The following is a 17,556-nucleotide window of genomic DNA, read 5'->3' as shown; positions in this document are numbered from 1 at the left end:
TAAATACGGTTACACTCATTAAAAGAGCATCAGGAGGGCATGCTATGGACTATGAATTCTTGCGTGATTTAACCGGACAAGTGCTGGTCAGATTCTCCATGGGGCATGAAGTAATCGGCCACTGGCTCAATGAAGAGATTAAAGGTGATTTGGCAAAACTGGATCAAATAGAAGCTGCGGCGGCTGAAGTCAAAGGCAGTGAGCGCCAGTGGCAACTGACGGGCCATGAATATACCTTGTGGTTAGATGGCGAAGAAGTGATGGTGCGCGCCAATCAATTAGATATTGAAGGCGACGAAATGGAAGAGGGGATGAATTACTATGATGAAGAAAGCCTCTGCTTGTGCGGCCTGGAAGACTTTCTTTTAGTCTTGAAAGGCTATCGTAATTTCATCATTTCTAAATAATATATACCCAAAGAACTTGGAGTTGCAGGTAGGCAGCAAGAGAACGAATCCTGATGAGCTTACATCAGTAAGTGATTCGGGTGAGCGAGCGTAGCTAACAACCCTGCGGCTTCAAGTGCGAAGGGTATTGCGGCTGGCAGACCAGCACAGCAACGAACCAGCGACCACCATCGCAACACCGGGCCAGAAAGCGGCTGACGGCAAGGTATTGAGCCACAAACTGGCAATCAATATCGATAACAAGGGTGTGAAGTAAGAGAGGGCGGCGACCAATGTGGCGTTGCCTTTTTTCATGGCAATATCCCAGCACAGATAGGCCAGCGCAGTATTGGCTCCCATCAGTAACAGCTCAAAAGTGGCGCGCTGAGTGAAATGCAACTTGCCGGGGGTCAGCATAAAAAACATCACCCACAGACACAGGGCGCAGGCGAGTAAAAAGAGTGGCAATGCCCCTGGCCCGTGGCTGTATATCCGCACCAAATTGGAATAACCTGCCCAGGTAAAGGCCGCAATTAGCGCCAGACTGTAAGCCAGCGGATTACTGCTGATATTAGTTTTCAAGATACTTACATCCAACCCATCTCCGCCACTCACCACCCAAATAACGCCAAACAGCGCCAAAGCAGCCCCCGGCCACAGCCACCAACGCGCCCGGAGTTTGAGTAAGGGCACCGCCAGCAGCAGAGTCAGACTGGGCCACAGATAATTAATCAGGCCGATTTCGAGCGTTTGCTGGCGGTCATTTGCCATCCCTATGGCTAAAGCAAAAGCCACCATATACACCACAAACAGCGCGCCACAACCATACAGATAAGCCGGATGCTGCCCGCGCAAAGTGGGTTTCCCGGCGACCAACCACACCAAAATTCCACTGACAGTGTAGATTGCCGCTCCGGCACCAAATGGCCCCAATGTCTCAGACAGCCCCCGCGTCAAGGCGACACTCATGCTCCAAAGCAGGATCGCAATAATGCCATACAGGGTAGGGAGGCGGTTCATGGGGCATTATCCTTATGCAACTTCAGACAGAAAAATAGGATCCTCTTATACATCGTCAGTCAGGATGATGGGAATAGCAGCAGCCAATTATTTGCTCAATGAGTAAGGGGGTAAAATAACAAATCAGCCAAACTAGCATAATATTTGCCCCGCAAATTACGTAGGCTGGTCAGTGAGTTGTTCTCTCTGGCTGGCTTGCCGATTTCCTGTTAGGTGACAAATCAGCCGCGTATCCCTCACCACACCAGGAAGGTGATTTATGGCCGGATTTGCTTATCAACGCGTGCGTATACTGAGCTGGATACTGATTTATTTGACTGCGGTGCACCCTTTGCACCCAGCCATTGCGGCCGGTATTCAAGCCGCGGATCGCCGAACCACAGTTAAACTTTACGGCGAGACTCCGGTGGTTAATATCGCCATACCCAATGCCGCCGGGGTCTCTCATAACCGCTATCGTGATTTTAATGTTTCCCCCAAGGGGGCGGTGTTAAATAACAGTCAAGTGGATGTCAATTCGAAATTAACCGGTCATTTGGCCGCCAATCCACATTTAACGGGCGATAGCGCCCAGTTGATTATCAACGAAGTGACGAGCCGTCAGCCGTCATCTCTGGAAGGAATGCTGGCCGTTTTTGGCCCCAAGGCCAGTGTGATTATCGCCAATCCCAATGGGCTGATTGCTAATGGTAGCTGGTTTAGCAATATCGACACAGTGACTTTAACTACCGGGATACCGGCTATAAGTTGGATCGGTAAATTCAAGCGATTGGATGTATCTGGTGGGGCTATCACGATAGGTGATAAAGGGCTAAATACTCGTTATCAGGATGATTCTGCCATCGTCAGCCGCAGTCTAAAACTTGACGGTAAAATCTATGCAAATCAGCTTGATATTATTCTGGGTGTTAATCAGGTTGATTATCAGAATGGGCATATTCAACCTTTACCTGCGGCAGGAACTGCCCCTGCGCTGGCGATAGATACCCGCGCTCTCGGCGGCATGTATGCTGAGCGTATCCGTTTGGTATCCACGGAAAAAGGCGTGGCTGCTAACCTTAAAAATACTTTCAGTACCAAAGGAGATATCAATATTGATGTCGCGGGCAATGTGACATTAGGTGATATTCGAGCGAACAAAGATCTGAATATTGTCGGAAAGACAATTACCCTCGCGGAGGGAAGTACATTATTCAGTATACGCGATACTACATTGGTCAGCCAACAATTTAATAATTCCGGAGAGGTATTTTCTGATCGTGATATACGTATATTTGGTGATCAAGTACGTAATACCGGTCAGCAAGCAAAACTTCTTGCGTGGAATAATCTCTGGATACAAAAAGATGCCGAGGGGAATAAAAATACTCTGGTTGAAAATAAGTCCGGTGCCATTAAAACAATAAATGGTGATTTAATTATTCGCACCGAAAAACTGGAAAATAGCCGCCCGATAGTGACTGCCGGGTGGCAGAAATTAATTCCGGATTCGCGCCAACTTAATGATTACGATGACGATAGCGATTCGCCGGGCAAAGTTATCATCACATTAGAATACGACTGGCCCACCCGAGATCTGCCCGAAAAATGGTTTGGTGCCATCGAAACCGGTGAATGGCAAAGCGGTGTCTGGCGGATCAACACTGAAAAAAGTGTTTGGCAACTAAATTCATCATCACCGGCTGCCACCCTGTATTCAGGGAATAATTTGTATATTAATGCCAGCCAGTTAGAGAATAAAAACAGCCACATCAGTGCCACGAAAGATATTTTCCTGACCGGTAATGATTTTTTAAACAGCAGCGCCAGTGACTGGGTAAAAGATGAATTTCGTTATTATAAAGTGGATTATCATGGGCCGGATTATTATGTTTTTCATGACAAACGATTGCTTTACCAGTTAACTGAGGCTGAAAAATACAGTGCGACAATCACGGCGGGTGGAAATATCGTGCTGGACTTTAACAACAATATTCAGTTACAGCGTCTGGTGCCGGAGTTAGATAAAGCTGCTCCCTTATCATTATCCGACTTCACACCGCCGGTATTAAAAGGCCATAATATTTTACTGCATGGTAAGACTATTTCCAGCAGTGATTTAATACAGGCCAGTGGTGATATTACCATTATTGCAGAAGACAGTATTGCATTAGCTAACAGCAGTTTGCGTGGTCAGGATATTTCACTGACAGCACTGAATGATATTGACTCATCATCAAGTGAGTTTTTGGGGCGAAACATTTTATTACTGAGCCGTGAGGGGAATATTAAAACAAACTCACCTGATATTTCTTCGCGTCAGCCAGATGATGCGCGGGTATTTAATCGCATTAAAGCCAGCCACGATTTTACTGCCATTGCAGGTAAAGATATTCAATTAATCGACACCCTTATCCATCCGACAGCTAATATTAGCTTATCGGCCGGACATGATATTAATATTTCACATATACTCAAGCCCGAAGAAATCCTAATTACCGATGGTTTTTTGGATCCAGATAAATATGTGGAAAATATTGACCAACTATTATCGCTATCAAATCGATTAACCAGTAATAGCGACATTACACTGAATGCCGGTAATAACCTGATGTTACAGGGGATCAAGCTAAACGCCGGACAGGATATTAACTTGCACGCTGCTCGTGATATTGAACTGGAACCTTATAATATAACTGTCTGGTCAGATCTTATGGAGCGTTATAATAACAACCATTCAGGCTCTGTATATTATAATATATTCCCTCGCTCCCAAACCCCTGATTATACAGTTCAGATAAATGCCAAAGGAAATACCTTAATTAATGCCGGTCGCGATATTCTGACCCGGGGCAGCAATATTAATGCGGACAATAATCTCACCTTATTAGCCGGGCAACATATTCAACTGGCGGTGCTGCCATACACTGGTATTGATTGGGCTGATGACTCACGCTACACCCGCCACGCCGCTACTCGCCTGAAAGCTGGCAACACTCTGAATGCGCTGGCCAATCATCAGCTTATCACCCAGGGTGCAGAACTCGCCGCTGGCGGTGATATGACACTGACTTCCGGCGGCGATATGCGCTTTGAATCGGTGTTGAACGAAGATCATTACGGCGGTGGCGATAATTCTAGCTACAGAAAACTCCAGCAATCCACTCAGCTTAATAGCGGCGGCACACTGACGTTGATATCAAACGGCAGCATCTTGTTTCAGGCCACCCAGCTGGTGGCCAAAAAAGTGATGGATATTGCGGCTGAGGGCGGCTATCTATTCGCCCAGGCAATGGAAGAAACCAGCCATGCCGAAGAGCGCTGGAGTACCCGTAAGTGGTGGGGGCGGAAAAAATCGCACCATAATGTCCAGCATGCGGCAATCAATAAAGTGACGGAATTCACGGCTGACGGTGATATCAGCCTGTTAAGCCGCGATGACAGCACCTATCAGGCCAGCAAAATTGCCGCAGGGCAGAACGCCAAACTGACCAGTACCCAGGGTAAAGTGATTTTCGAAGCGGTCAAAAACACCACATTTGAGCAAAAAACCAGCTTATCGAAAGGTTTTTACATCAAAAACACCGATAAAGGATATCAGGAAGATAAATGGGTGCTGCCCAGTGTGCAAACGGGGGGCGAGTTTAGGGTAAATGCTGCTGATGGGATTAGCGCGGATGTTAAAGCGCAAAATAACCAATCGGTACAGGCGGCGATTAATGAGCTGGCCACCATTCCCGGCAATGAATGGTTAAAAGACTTACATCGGCGTGATGACGTGCAGTGGCAAAAAGTGATGGATGCCTATCATAGCTGGGATCTCAAAAGCGAGCACCTGAACCCGGTGGTGGCGGCATTGATTGCCATTGGTGTGGCGGTGGCCACTTCTGGCTCAAGTTTGGTTGCCAATGTCAACATTGCTGTTGGTGGTGGGGTAGCTGGCGGGGCGGTCACCGCGGGTATGTCATCGCTGGCCGCACAGGCAGCGGTGGCGTTAGTTGAACATAAAGGCGATTTATCTAAAACATTCAGCACCTTGGGCAGTAAAGAGTCGGTGAAATCCCTGGTGACTTCAATGGCAGTGGGGGGCGCATTGAGCGGGTTTGATTCCCTGATGGGCTTTGATACCGCCGCCGACGGTGTCAGTGCGGCTAAATTACCGCGCCTGAGCAATGGAGACTGGAGCAAGGTCGCGCAGCGGGTAGCTGGCCAGTCACTTATCAGTTCCAGCCTGAATACCGGCATCAACGGCGGCAGTTTTAAAGATAATTTTACCACCGCACTGTTAGCCAATATAGGCGGTCAGTTACATGCCGAAGGGGCGAACCTTATCGGTGACAATGGCCGCGTATTGGGGGGCGCGGGTAAAGCGCTGAGTCATGCAGTCGTGGCGGGCGTGGCGGCTGAAATTGGTGGTGGTGATGCGAAAGGTGCGGCGGCCGGGGCACTGGCCGCCGAGCTGGCCGGTGCGGTGATGGGCGAGAACTTTATCGGCTCACAAAACTGGCAGGAGAAATCTGAACGTCAGGCTCAGTTATCCCGATTCTTAGGGGGTGTGGCGGGCGCGGTGTTTACTGGCAAAGCCGAGGGGGCATACAGCGGCGCTAATGCTGCCGAAACCACTTTTCGTTATAACTATCTCAGCCATCATCAACAAAAGTTGATGGAAGCTGAAATGAACGCTGCGAGGACAGTGGCGGATAAAGGTAAAGTTTTTATTCGCTGGGGAATGACCAGCGGCAGTCAGGACGGTGCTTTTGCGGCGGGTATTGTGACTGGTGTGCCGGAAGGGCTGTATGACAGTAGCATTGAATTACTGGGGGTATTAAAAGAGCCAAAACAGGCATTTATGGCGCTCAGAGAGCTGGTTAACAGTGATGATGTGGCGGGCACTGTGGCGCAAAGTGTCAAGCGGGACTGGCTGGCACGGATTGACAGAATGGAGGCTCATTATCAGCGGGCGGGCGCAGGAGGAGCCTATGACTCAGGGCGAGAAGCGGGTAAACTGCTGGTTGAGTATGGCGGTTATGTTGCCGGCATTGGCGCGGTAGCAAAAAGCAGCGCACGGCTTGCCGCAGGGCAGGTGAGGAAGTTTGCGGTGCCAAGGATTGCGACGGTAAGCCAGTCGACAACCGGCATTAAATGGGGGCAAGGTATTAGCCAGCAAGGAATGCCGTGGGAGAATTATGTCGGGACACAATTGCCACAAAACTCACGGTTACCGGTAAACTTTAAAACCTTTGATTACTATAATCGCATCTCCCGCACGGCCATCAGTGTAAAAACTCTGGATACCACCACCGCCGCCAGAGTGGCGAATCCAAGGCAAATCTACAATTCGCTGAAAGGGAATATTGATACGGTTGCGAAGTTTAAGGAATATAGTCTTTCTGATATAGATCTGAATCCATCGCTGATTACTAATAGAGAAATACAATTGGCTATCCCTGCCAATACAACCAAAGCACAATGGGCAGAGATAAACCGAGCAATTGAATATGGTAAAAGCCAGAGTGTAAACATGATGGTAACGCAGGTGAAATGATGAAATTTAACCAAGAGCAATATTATTGTGCTAGTTGCTTTTACAACAATGAGTTCTTTAATATTAATACATATTCTGGACTTGGTTTGATGAGGAGGGATCCACTTTTCCCCCCTCATCTATTACCACCGGATGCAGATGATAAAAGTATTGGTGAAGCTGTGCTGATTGCGTTATCAAACAGCCGGACATTATCACTTGAAGAGTCCGCTGAGTTTTTTGATCTTGAAACAGGCAAAGAGCAATATGCTGCCTGGATAGCAATGCTGATGCAGAAATACGGTTATAAAACCAAGCGGGCATTATTTAAGGATATGAAAAACTGCTCTATTCATTGTATTAATGATGTGATCACCATCACGCCCATGCGCCATGAAAAACTGGAGGCGTGGGGGGGAACGGGGCGCGGAAGCGATAAAGTTATTCTACTCGTTAATAGCTCTCCCGCTGAAATCGGTGCCGCATTGCGATTAGCCCTTAGCCGCTGCAAAGGCTGATAGTTAACATCTTACTTACCCAACTGCCTTAATCAAAAATCCCGGTTAGACCGGGATTTTAAGACTGATATTCCCTCAATTACATCACACTTCCGGCACATTGCGGCCATAGTAGATTTCCTGCATTTCTTTGTATAGCAGGCGGGTAATTCGCTCTCTTTCTGCGGCGCTCAGCTCTTCTGGCTTGGCGTTAAACAGATAATGCTTCAAATCGAAATCTTTCAGCATCATCTTGGTATGGAAGATGTTTTCTTGATAAACATTGACATCCATCATGTGATACAGCGATTTCATATCGTCAGACATAAAGTTCTGAATCGAATTGATTTTATGATCGATAAAGTGTTTAACGCCGTTGATATCACGGGTAAAACCGCGCACCCGGTAATCCATGGTAACGATATCGGATTCCAATTGGTGGATAAGGTAATTCAGCGCTTTCAGTGGTGAAATGACGCCACAGGTAGAGACTTCAATATCTGCACGGAAAGTGCATAACCCTGCTTCAGGGTGGCTTTCCGGATAGGTATGGACGCAAATATGGCTCTTATCCAGATGGGCGACCACTGCATTCGGTAGTGGGCCGGGGTGCTCGGAGTTATCAACATCGCGCGGATCAACTGGCTCTTCGCTGACCAAAATGGTGACACTCGCTCCCTGAGGATCGTAATCCTGACGGGCAATATTCAAAATATTCGCGCCAATAATCGAGCAAGTTTCAGTCAAGATCTCGGTCAGGCGGTTGGCATTATACTGTTCGTCAATGTAGGCGATATAGCCATCGCGGTCGTCTGCGGTTTCGGCATAACAAATATCGTAAATACAAAAACTCAGGCTTTTCGTCAGGTTGTTGAAGCCGTGTAGTTTAAGCTTGGACAATTTAGTTCACCTCCTTACGGATTATCAACATTTGGCGGTTAAGGCATCCAGCAAATACTGCGGCAAGGCAAAGCTGCCGACATGAATCGCGGGGTTATAGTAGCGGCAGGTCAGGCCCGCTTCGACAAAACGCTGTTGTAGCGTGGCTATATCTAATTGGCGCAACTGTGGGTTTTGTGTCGCCCAAGCGAAAGTCATGATACCGCCGTAATAGGTCGGAATGGCGGCCTGATAAAAACTGACATCTTTAAAATAGTGGCTAAGCTTGTTATGGCTGTCGACCGCTTCATCTTGTTGCAGGAAGCACACGCCGTTTTGCGCCACAAAAATGCCGCCCTCATTCAAACTAAGGGCGCATCCCTCATAGAAAGCAGAGGTAAACAGACTTTCTCCTGGCCCAATGGGGTCAGTGCAGTCAGAGATAATGACATCGAATTTTTCGTGCGTTTGATTAACGAAATTGACGCCATCATCAATCACTAACTTGAAGCGGGGGTCATCATAAGCGCCCGCATTATGCTTTGGGAGATACTGGCGGCAGAACTCGACGACACCGGCGTCAATTTCCACCATGGTAATCTGTTCGATATTTTTGTGGCGGCTGACTTCACGTAGCATCGCGCCATCGCCGCCGCCAATGATCAGCACTTTCTTTACCTGACCGTGGGCCAACAAAGGGACGTGTGTCATCATTTCGTGATAGATAAATTCATCGCGCTCAGTGGTTTGCACCACGCCATCCAACGCCATTACCCGACCCAGCACCGGGTTCTCAAAAATCACCAAATCCTGATGCTCGGTTTTTTCGCGGTACAGTACATTTTCTACTGAAAAATACTGACCGAAGTTGGCATGTAATGTTTCATACCATAGTTCTTTCTGTGACATGTTCGGGGCTTCTCCTTCGCAGTAACAGCCATGAAAAATGGGGGCAACATCATAGCCAACTCTGGCTGAGGTTGCACGGTTGAATTTCAGACTGATAGGGTAAATGCGGGGTCGCTAGTTAGCGTAGGCCAATAAACTTAAAGAGTCACGAGCCAGAGATTTGCATTTGGTCGGAACGGGGAGCGCAATACCACGTAGGTCGCGATAGCTCTCTTCACCCAACGCATTCATATTGAAGCTACTGTAGTTACGCAGGTCCCAGCGATTTTGTTGAGCAAAATAGACAATTGCTCGTTTGATTTCATTATTAGGTAATTCCTTATAGCCGCAATCATTTTTCAGATAAACGAATACCGCAGTCAGATCGGCAAGATCTTCTGCTTCAGATTCACTTAATGCAGAACTGGCAGATGAGAATCCGCACAGGGCAAGCAGCAGCATAACTAATGTTGTTCTTTTCATCGCGGAAATAGGCTTATTCATTGTTAACAGACGTTATCACACTGTGATGGTTCAGAGTAAATTTTATTATGTCCTTAGTGTGGGCATATACGGAGGTTGATTCACAAAGTGATTGATTACAGCTTGACCTTCCCTTTAGGGGAAGGTTTATGCTGGCGGATAATGCTGTTCTTGTGCTAAGCGAGCACTTACTCACGATAAGTCTTATCATTATCGACAATCAGAATGGAGACGACCATGCATCGCCGTGATTTTATCAAGTTAACGGCAGCTCTTGGAGCCGCCACTTCACTGCCTTTATGGAGCCGCGCGGCTTTAGCCGCAGATTTTTCACCTTTACCTATCCCGCCACTACTGCTCCCGGATGCCAGTGGCAATATTAATTTGAATATCCAAACTGGCACTATGGCCTGGTTGCCCTCCGCCGCCACGCAAACTTGGGGCTATAACGGCAACTTATTAGGGCCAGCTATTCGTTTGCAGCGCGGCAAGCCGGTTACTATTCACATAACAAATTCCTTACCGGAAGCCACGACGGTGCACTGGCACGGCCTGGAAATCCCCGGCGATGTTGACGGAGGGCCGCAAGCACTGATTCAGCCAGGAGCAAAACGCCAGGTGGCATTGACGGCAGAACAGCCCGCCGCCACTTGTTGGTTCCATCCCCATACCCACGGTAAAACCGGCCGTCAGGTCGCGATGGGGCTGGGCGGATTGGTGCTAATAGATGATAGTGACAGTGAAAAACTGCCGCTGCCAAAACAGTGGGGCGTGGATGACATTCCGGTCATTTTGCAGGATAAATTGCTGGGTAAAGATGGCCAGGTTGACTATCAACTGGATGTGATGACGGCGGCGGTGGGCTGGTTTGGTGACCGGATGCTCACTAATGGTGCCAGCTATCCGCAGCAGATTACGCCGCGCGGTTGGGTGCGCTTGCGGTTATTGAATGGGTGCAATGCGCGTTCCCTGAATCTCGCCCTCAGTGATGGCCGCCCAATGTATGTGATTGGCAGTGACGGCGGATTACTGGCAGAGCCGGTCGCGGTGCGCGAGTTGCCGATATTGATGGGCGAACGTTTTGAGGTGCTGGTGGATACTTCCGACGGCAAAGCACTTGATTTGGTCACTTTGCCGGTCAAACAAATGGGCATGACATTGGCTCCGTTTGATAACCCCTTGCCGGTATTACGCATTCAACCCTCATTGGCAGCGGGCAGTAAAACATTGCCGGATTCTCTGGTGATAGTACCGCCGCTGATGGATGTTACCGGTTTGCCAGAGCGCTGGTTCCAACTGATGATGGACCCGAAATTGGATATGCTGGGTATGCAGGCGTTGATGAGCCGCTATGGTATGCAAGCCATGGCGGGCATGAGCATGGATCACGGCAATATGGGGGGAATGGAGCAGGGGGCTATGGGCGGCATGGATCACCGCAATATGAAAGGCATGAATCATGGCGCGATGAAAGCGGCTCCGGCTTTTGATTTCAGCCATGCCAATATGATTAATGGCAAAGCATTTTCAATGACCGACGCGGCATTTGATGCCAAACAGGGCAAATACGAGAAATGGACCATTTCCGGTGAGGGCGACATGATGCTCCATCCATTCCATGTCCACGGGACGCAGTTCCGTATTTTGAGCGAAAATGGCAAACCACCCGCAGAGCATCGCCGTGGTTGGAAAGATACAGTGCGAGTGGAAGGCGCGCGCAGTGAAATATTAGTGCGCTTTAATCATCTGGCTCCTGCCAGTACGCCTTATATGGCCCATTGCCACCTGCTAGAGCATGAAGATACCGGCATGATGCTGGGCTTTACTGTTAGTGCTTGAATCCCACCCCGGCGAGTCGGCCGGGGATGTTTTCTCTTTTATACTTTTAGCAGTTCAGTCAAGGCGGGCTGGAGTATCTGATTGCCGCTTTTATCTTCCTTAATGATATATCCCTGATAATAACTAAAGCCATCTCTCGGTATTTCTTCGATCAGCCATTCTGAATGTTGGAGTGCGAGTAGGTTTTTGACTGTCAGCCACATTTTACTGATAAGAAAACAGATAATCACTAGCGCCAATCCCATTATTACCCATAGCATATACGGGGTATCGGAAGGGGGAAGTTCAACAGTTTGGCGTAGAGCTAAATACAGGGTTACAGCTTGCAGCAACAGTTTGATGATCAGAAAACGTCGAAAGAAAGATGTCAAACGTGCACCACTGATAAAACAGGGGTTTTTTAAGGATGTACGCGTTTCTTGTACCGGGATCCCCCTGACATAAACCATCCATTGTGTTTTTTCAGTGATCAGATAAACCATCCCTTTCTCCGCCATTCGGTGCAAATGTAATGAAACCCAGACACTGAAGACCAGACCGACAATAAGGTAGTAAAAGATTGGGGCACTCAAACCAAAAAAGGCGACAAACAAACTGACGGCGGCGATAACCGTAAAAGTGACGGAATAAAGCCAGATACTGGTTGACTGATAATTCATTAAAACATTCCTTGTAGGGCGGCTCTCCACAGGCGATATCTGAGCCAAATTTAGGCCCTAGTATATCTCGCAATACTCCCGCTGTTTATCTTTGTTATACTTTCGCCCCGCCACTAAGCGGGGAGAGTGGCAGGATGTCCTTTGAATTGTGTTAAACTAGGGGCATCAATCTGTATCATTGAGGCTATCTGCACCGGCTGCTCATTGATATAAAATCAATAAATTTAAATAGGTATGTTGGCTGTGAAGCACACTGTAGAAGTCATGATTTCCGAACAGGAAGTAAAAACCCGAATTGCCGAATTAGGCCGCCAAATCTCTGAACATTACCGTGACAGTGGCAGTGAAATGGTGCTGGTGGGGTTGCTCCGTGGTTCATTTATGTTTATGGCTGATTTATGTCGCGCGATAGACGTTTCCCATGAAGTCGATTTTATGACCGCCTCGAGCTATGGCAACGGCATGAGCACCACCCGTGATGTGAAAATCCTGAAAGATTTGGATGAAGATATCCGTGGTAAAGATGTGTTGATTGTCGAAGATATTATCGACTCTGGTAACACGCTAAGTAAGGTTCGTGAAATTCTGCAACTGCGTGGGCCAAAATCATTGGCGATCTGTACGCTGCTGGATAAACCCGAGCGCCGTGAAGTACAAGTTCCCGTAGAGTGGGTCGGCTTTACCATTCCTGATGAATTCGTCGTGGGTTATGGTATTGATTATGCTCAACGTTATCGGCACTTGCCGTATGTCGGCAAAGTTGTGATGTTTGACGAGTAATCGGCTACTGCGCGTCGTCATTTTGAGATTACGCAGTACTCAGAATCCTCACGTACTATGTGTACGCTCCGGTTCTTGCGTGCTGGGCGCACTCAAACTGACTTAGCTCGCTACGCCTTATTTGCAGATGATCACTGTACGTTAATATTTTGAGTTCGAGTGTCTTTAGCAGCATTTACGGATGGGAGAGGGTGCGTTTTAACACCCTCCCATAGGACTCATTAGTTTTGTCTGTTTGGTTGCAGTATTTTAGCCATTGCTTCGCGGTACTTGATTTCCAGTTCGCTGAGACTGGTGCTAGAAATATTTAAATCCGTCAGTTTGCCGTCTTCAATACCATAGACCCAGCCGTGAATCATCGCTTTCTGCCCGCGCTTCCAGGCAGAGCGAACAATAGTCGAGTGACCCAAGTTATATACTTGTTCTACCACGTTGATTTTACATAACATATTGCTGCGTTCTTCGGCAGGAAGCTCACCCAGTAACGAGCTGTGCTTAAACCAAAGATCCCGAATGTGCAGTAGCCAGTTGTCGATAAGCCCCAATTCGAGATCTTTTTTCATTGCGGCTTCAACACCACCACAGCCAAGGTGACCGCAAATAATGATATGCTCGACCTGTAAAACGTCGATGGCATATTGCACCACGGACAAACAGTTCAGATCCGTATGGATAACCAGATTGGCCACATTGCGGTGAACAAACAATTCCCCCGCTTTCAGGCCGGTTAACTGTTCTGCGGGGACGCGGCTGTCTGAACAACCAATCCACAAAAACCGAGGTTTCTGGGCTTCCGCCAAGTGTTCAAAAAAACCTGGATCGTCTTTACTGATGGCTTTAGACCAGACGTCATTGTTCGCGAGGAGCTTCTCTATTTCTTTCATTAATGTAAATAGCCTGTAATGAACGGATTGCGATAGGATAATATACGACAAGGATCACGATTTTAAAATCGGAACAGTGACTTTGTTGAATGCATGTTTTTTGTCCGCACAACATCTTCTCTGTATCTAACTGCTTCCCTTTGCCTCCGCAACTGGCCCCGACAGTGAGGGGGAAACAAGTCACGGACATGCTGTGACCGCTGGGAACTCATAGAATAAGGTTCTTTTTTACTTATGACATATGCACTGGAAATAACGCAACTGACCAAAACCTATGCAGGTGGCGTTCAGGCATTGCGTGGCATTGATCTGCACGTAGAAGCAGGCGATTTTTATGCACTACTTGGGCCTAATGGGGCGGGTAAATCCACCACCATTGGTATTATCAGTTCATTGGTGAATAAAACCTCTGGCAAGGTGAAAGTCTTTGGCTACGACATCGACCAAGATATCGTGAATGCCAAACGCCAGCTTGGGCTAGTGCCACAAGAATTTAACTTTAACCCGTTTGAGACGGTATTGCAGATTGTGATTACTCAAGCGGGATATTACGGCGTCACACGGCGAGAGGCCCTGCAACGAGCAGAAAAATATCTCAGCCAGCTAGACTTATGGAGCAAACGTCATGAGCGCGCTATCCGCCTATCCGGTGGGATGAAGCGCCGTTTGATGATTGCCCGCGCTCTGATGCATGAACCTAAGTTACTGATTCTGGATGAGCCGACAGCAGGGGTGGACATCGAGCTGCGCCGCTCCATGTGGGGCTTCCTCAAAGAGCTGAATGCGCAGGGAACGACCATCATTCTGACGACTCATTATCTGGAAGAGGCGGAAATGCTGTGCCGCAACATTGGCATTATCCAGAATGGTGAGTTGGTGGAAAATACCACTATGAAGCAGTTACTTGGCAAGCTTGAATCAGAAACATTTATTTTTGATTTGGGTATTAAAAGCCCACTGCCGAAGCTGGAAGGCTATAGCTATCGTCTGACGGACACCTCAACGTTGGAAGTTGATGTTAAACGTGAACAGGGCCTAAATGGTCTATTCAGTCAACTGAACGCTCAGGGAATTCAGGTACAAAGTATGCGCAACAAGGCTAACCGTCTGGAAGAACTATTTGTCACCTTGGTTAATGGCAACGGGGGAGAAAAAGTATGACCCGCCTGTATTGGGTAGCATTACAGAGTATCTGGATCAAAGAAATCACCCGTTTTGCGCGCATTTGGATTCAAACTCTGGTGCCGCCAGTGATTACTATGTCGCTCTATTTCGTTATTTTCGGCAACCTGATTGGCTCCCGAATTGGTGATATGGGGGGCTTTGATTATATGCAGTTTATTGTTCCCGGCCTGATAATGATGGCGGTGATAACAAACTCATATGCTAACGTCGCGGCCTCCTTTTTTGGCGCAAAATTCCAGCGCAGCATCGAAGAGTTGTTGGTCGCCCCTGTACCCACTCATATCGTGATTGTTGGCTATGTAGGCGGTGGTGTGGCGCGCGGGATCTGTGTCGGTATTCTGGTGACGATTATTTCGCTGTTCTTTGTGCCGCTGCATGTCCACTCTTGGTCAATGATCGCACTGACATTAATGCTGACGGCAATATTATTTTCTCTCGGCGGATTGTTGAATGCTGTTTTTGCCAAGACTTTTGATGATATCAGTCTGGTGCCGACTTTTGTGCTGACACCACTAACCTATCTGGGTGGGGTATTTTACTCGTTAGCCTTGCTTCCTCCTTTCTGGCAAGCGGTGTCAAAACTTAACCCTATCGTGTATATGATCAGTGGGTTCCGTTACGGATTCCTCGGAATTACTGATGTGCCGTTGGTCTTTACCATTGGTGTGCTAGTGGTGTTTATCGCGGTATTTTATGCTTGGGCTTGGTATTTGATTGAGCGTGGGCGCGGCCTACGCACCTAATCCCCTGCGGCCTTGGCGCTACAGCGGTGTTGGCTACGTCCACTTACCCGAATCACTGACTAATGTAAGCTCATCGGGATGCGTTGACTTGCCGCCTTGCTGTAACACCAATGACTTTTGGGATGTTTTTCGGCCTGGACGTTGCAGCGGTGTTGGCTGTATTCACCTCTGCAACGTCAGTGACTTTGGATCGGATTTTAAGTGTTATTCGTAAATTATTAGTAAGTTAATTGTTGTTAATACTAGAATTTAATCGTAATAAATAATGTCCCCGTCTAATATCATCTTTCTCAACCTCGGGTGTCTCGTGCTATGCTGGCGCACCAGATTTTTCCCTTTTCAATTCAGCGCCGAATGCGCATAAGTAGAACGATAATGTGGCATAAAAACAGAATAGCTATTGGGATGCTACTCGGTATTGTCATGTCGGTAATGATGCCGGCAACCCATGCAGACCTCCTGCCAGACGAAGCGGTTCTTACCCCTAAATATATGGTTACAGACCGCGATAGCGAAATGTATTCATTGGTTGGCGATCAGGTCATTCCTGTCGGTGAGATTAAAGAAGATCAACTTATCCAGGTTTTGCCCGCCGCGGCAGAATATTATGAATTCAAGTTTGGTAACGGTATCGGCTTTATTGATAAAGACGATTTACGCGATATCAATAAAGCGCGAAAAAACAATGATATATTGGGTGACTTGAACAAGCCTCTACCGAATCAAAACATTATTATCAAACGCGAGACCCCAGTTTATCTGGTCGCAGATGTAGACGGCGAGCAATTTGCAACCTTAGCAGAAAACTTACGCTATCCGATTGTAGGTAAGTTGAAAGACCGGCTAGGTAACACGTGGTATCAGGTTAATATTGGCGATCGTCTGGGGTATGTCAGCAGTACTGATGCTGAGATAGATAATGGCATTCCTATTCTGACTTATCACCATATGTTGAAAAATGAGGAAAATAAACGTTTCCTGAATACTTCAACGACGACCTCTGATGCCGCGTTTAGCAACCAGATGACCTATCTCAAGCAGACGGGTTATGACACTATTTCTCTTTATCAGCTTGAAGGTTATCTCAATAACAAAATTAACCTGCCGGCGAAAGTTGTGGTGCTGACATTCGATGACGGCCTTAAATCAGTCTATCGCTATGCTTATCCGATTCTGAAAGAAAATGGCTTCCGGGCAACGGCATTTATTATTTCATCGCGCATTAAACGTCATCCTCAGAAATGGAATCCTGACACATTACAGTTTATGAGTATTTCTGAATTGAAAGCAATTCAGGATGTATTTGATATTCAGTCTCATACGCACTTTTTACACCGGACAGACAATAAACGTAACCCAATCTTATTGAGTCGTTCTTATCATAATATTGTTTTTGATTTTGAACATTCTCGCCGGGCGTTGTCGCAGTTTAATCCACACGTGATTTTTCTGTCATATCCGTTCGGTGGTTTTAACCAAACCGCCATTGATGCGGCGAAAAATGCCGGTTTCCATTTGGCGGTGACGACCATGCAGGGCAAGGTCAAACCTGGCGATAATCCGTATACCCTCAAGCGGCTTTATATTCTGCGTACCGATTCCATTCCGACGATGGCTGAGCGTATTGCCAATGAACCTGGCCAGCCGGTTGCCGCTGCACCTGCGGTGATGGAGTCAGATTAGTTATTTTATAGTGTGACGTTAAGATATAAAAAAGGTGGGCTTAATGACAAAGTGCTCGCAGCGGTGAAAACAGGTAGATCGTAAAGACGCCGTAAACCCTTCCCTGGGGGCTCGAGCCGCGCCATCC

14 protein-coding genes are annotated in these 17,556 nt (G+C 47.5%); 8 read left to right on the top strand and 6 right to left on the bottom strand.

What is annotated here, in order from left to right; all coding sequences use genetic code 11:
- The first annotated feature begins 44 nt into the window (after positions 1-44).
- Positions 45-407: a protein YacL gene (yacL, locus tag OVO64_RS12930; RefSeq protein WP_145509594.1), complete on the top strand. Its 363-nt coding sequence runs from the start codon at positions 45-47 to the stop codon at positions 405-407.
- Between the two features lie 111 nt (positions 408-518).
- Here yacL and yddG read toward each other — a convergent pair whose 3' ends face one another.
- Entirely contained in the window at positions 519-1,406 is an 888-nt protein-coding gene (gene yddG, locus OVO64_RS12925) for an aromatic amino acid DMT transporter YddG (protein WP_145586561.1), read from the bottom strand.
- 259 nt (positions 1,407-1,665) lie between these two features.
- Here yddG and OVO64_RS12920 point away from each other — a divergent pair, with 259 nt between their 5' ends.
- Together OVO64_RS12920 and OVO64_RS12915 are read left to right on the top strand one after the other, a co-directional pair.
- Positions 1,666-6,930 (top strand): DUF637 domain-containing protein, encoded by a 5,265-nt coding sequence (locus tag OVO64_RS12920; RefSeq protein ID WP_267248817.1) that lies wholly within the window; start codon positions 1,666-1,668, stop codon positions 6,928-6,930.
- Entirely contained in the window at positions 6,930-7,427 is a 498-nt protein-coding gene (locus OVO64_RS12915; protein WP_267248831.1) for a contact-dependent growth inhibition system immunity protein, read from the top strand. Before OVO64_RS12920 ends, OVO64_RS12915 begins: the two co-directional genes overlap by 1 nt.
- An 84-nt stretch (positions 7,428-7,511) precedes the next feature.
- Here the strand turns inward: OVO64_RS12915 and speD are convergent, their stop codons facing one another.
- The 3 genes from speD to OVO64_RS12900 form a co-directional block, all read right to left on the bottom strand.
- Positions 7,512-8,306, bottom strand: coding sequence for an adenosylmethionine decarboxylase (gene speD / locus OVO64_RS12910; protein WP_038636230.1), 795 nt, complete (start codon positions 8,304-8,306; stop codon positions 7,512-7,514).
- A 24-nt stretch (positions 8,307-8,330) separates the two neighbouring features.
- On the bottom strand, positions 8,331-9,194 hold the full coding sequence (gene speE, locus OVO64_RS12905; protein ID WP_267248816.1) for a polyamine aminopropyltransferase: 864 nt from the start codon (positions 9,192-9,194) through the stop codon (positions 8,331-8,333).
- A gap of 114 nt (positions 9,195-9,308) precedes the next feature.
- Entirely contained in the window at positions 9,309-9,656 is a 348-nt protein-coding gene (locus OVO64_RS12900) for a YacC family pilotin-like protein (RefSeq protein ID WP_038636226.1), read from the bottom strand.
- A 237-nt stretch (positions 9,657-9,893) separates the two neighbouring features.
- Between OVO64_RS12900 and cueO the strand changes: the two genes are divergently transcribed.
- Positions 9,894-11,495, top strand: coding sequence for a multicopper oxidase CueO (gene cueO / locus OVO64_RS12895; RefSeq protein ID WP_267248815.1), 1,602 nt, complete (start codon positions 9,894-9,896; stop codon positions 11,493-11,495).
- A gap of 38 nt (positions 11,496-11,533) precedes the next feature.
- Here the strand turns inward: cueO and OVO64_RS12890 are convergent, their stop codons facing one another.
- Complete coding sequence (locus tag OVO64_RS12890; protein WP_004389051.1) at positions 11,534-12,154, bottom strand: hypothetical protein; 621 nt, start codon at positions 12,152-12,154, stop codon at positions 11,534-11,536.
- Positions 12,155-12,388: 234 nt separating this feature from the next.
- On the opposite strand from OVO64_RS12890, the gene hpt reads away from it, so the two are divergent.
- A complete protein-coding gene (gene hpt / locus OVO64_RS12885; RefSeq protein ID WP_004389053.1) occupies positions 12,389-12,934 on the top strand; it encodes a hypoxanthine phosphoribosyltransferase in 546 nt (181 codons plus the stop codon).
- A 221-nt stretch (positions 12,935-13,155) separates the two neighbouring features.
- Here the strand turns inward: hpt and can are convergent, their stop codons facing one another.
- Positions 13,156-13,818 (bottom strand): carbonate dehydratase, encoded by a 663-nt coding sequence (gene can, locus OVO64_RS12880; RefSeq protein WP_004389054.1) that lies wholly within the window; start codon positions 13,816-13,818, stop codon positions 13,156-13,158.
- Between the two features lie 234 nt (positions 13,819-14,052).
- Between can and OVO64_RS12875 the strand changes: the two genes are divergently transcribed.
- The 3 genes from OVO64_RS12875 to OVO64_RS12865 all read left to right on the top strand — a co-directional run bounded on the left by OVO64_RS12875 (position 14,053) and on the right by OVO64_RS12865 (position 17,429).
- Positions 14,053-14,979 (top strand): ABC transporter ATP-binding protein, encoded by a 927-nt coding sequence (locus OVO64_RS12875; RefSeq protein ID WP_038636217.1) that lies wholly within the window; start codon positions 14,053-14,055, stop codon positions 14,977-14,979.
- Positions 14,976-15,746, top strand: coding sequence for an ABC transporter permease (locus OVO64_RS12870; protein ID WP_023160237.1), 771 nt, complete (start codon positions 14,976-14,978; stop codon positions 15,744-15,746). The genes OVO64_RS12875 and OVO64_RS12870 overlap by 4 nt, the downstream gene beginning before the upstream one ends.
- A gap of 375 nt (positions 15,747-16,121) precedes the next feature.
- On the top strand, positions 16,122-17,429 hold the full coding sequence (locus OVO64_RS12865) for a polysaccharide deacetylase family protein (protein ID WP_004389057.1): 1,308 nt from the start codon (positions 16,122-16,124) through the stop codon (positions 17,427-17,429).
- Positions 17,430-17,556 lie beyond the last annotated feature (127 nt).

Origin of the sequence: Yersinia sp. Marseille-Q5920 (genome assembly GCF_946902935.1) — a bacterium.
GTDB lineage: Bacteria > Pseudomonadota > Gammaproteobacteria > Enterobacterales > Enterobacteriaceae > Yersinia > Yersinia rochesterensis.
The sequence above is the reverse complement of the archived record's forward strand: the minus strand, read 5'-3'. Positions and strand labels throughout refer to the sequence as shown.

Bases quoted from the DNA above. Each gene is read 5' to 3' on its own strand.
- yacL (WP_145509594.1), top strand. From the start codon at position 45: ATGGACTATGAATTCTTGCGTGATTTAACCGGACAAGTGCTGGTCAGA.
- yddG (WP_145586561.1), bottom strand. From the start codon at position 1,406: ATGAACCGCCTCCCTACCCTGTATGGCATTATTGCGATCCTGCTTTGG.
- OVO64_RS12920 (WP_267248817.1), top strand. From the start codon at position 1,666: ATGGCCGGATTTGCTTATCAACGCGTGCGTATACTGAGCTGGATACTG.
- OVO64_RS12915 (WP_267248831.1), top strand. From the start codon at position 6,930: ATGAAATTTAACCAAGAGCAATATTATTGTGCTAGTTGCTTTTACAAC.
- speE (WP_267248816.1), bottom strand. From the start codon at position 9,194: ATGTCACAGAAAGAACTATGGTATGAAACATTACATGCCAACTTCGGT.
- OVO64_RS12900 (WP_038636226.1), bottom strand. From the start codon at position 9,656: ATGAAAAGAACAACATTAGTTATGCTGCTGCTTGCCCTGTGCGGATTC.
- cueO (WP_267248815.1), top strand. From the start codon at position 9,894: ATGCATCGCCGTGATTTTATCAAGTTAACGGCAGCTCTTGGAGCCGCC.
- OVO64_RS12890 (WP_004389051.1), bottom strand. From the start codon at position 12,154: ATGAATTATCAGTCAACCAGTATCTGGCTTTATTCCGTCACTTTTACG.
- hpt (WP_004389053.1), top strand. From the start codon at position 12,389: ATGTTGGCTGTGAAGCACACTGTAGAAGTCATGATTTCCGAACAGGAA.
- can (WP_004389054.1), bottom strand. From the start codon at position 13,818: ATGAAAGAAATAGAGAAGCTCCTCGCGAACAATGACGTCTGGTCTAAA.
- OVO64_RS12875 (WP_038636217.1), top strand. From the start codon at position 14,053: ATGACATATGCACTGGAAATAACGCAACTGACCAAAACCTATGCAGGT.
- OVO64_RS12870 (WP_023160237.1), top strand. From the start codon at position 14,976: ATGACCCGCCTGTATTGGGTAGCATTACAGAGTATCTGGATCAAAGAA.
- OVO64_RS12865 (WP_004389057.1), top strand. From the start codon at position 16,122: ATGTGGCATAAAAACAGAATAGCTATTGGGATGCTACTCGGTATTGTC.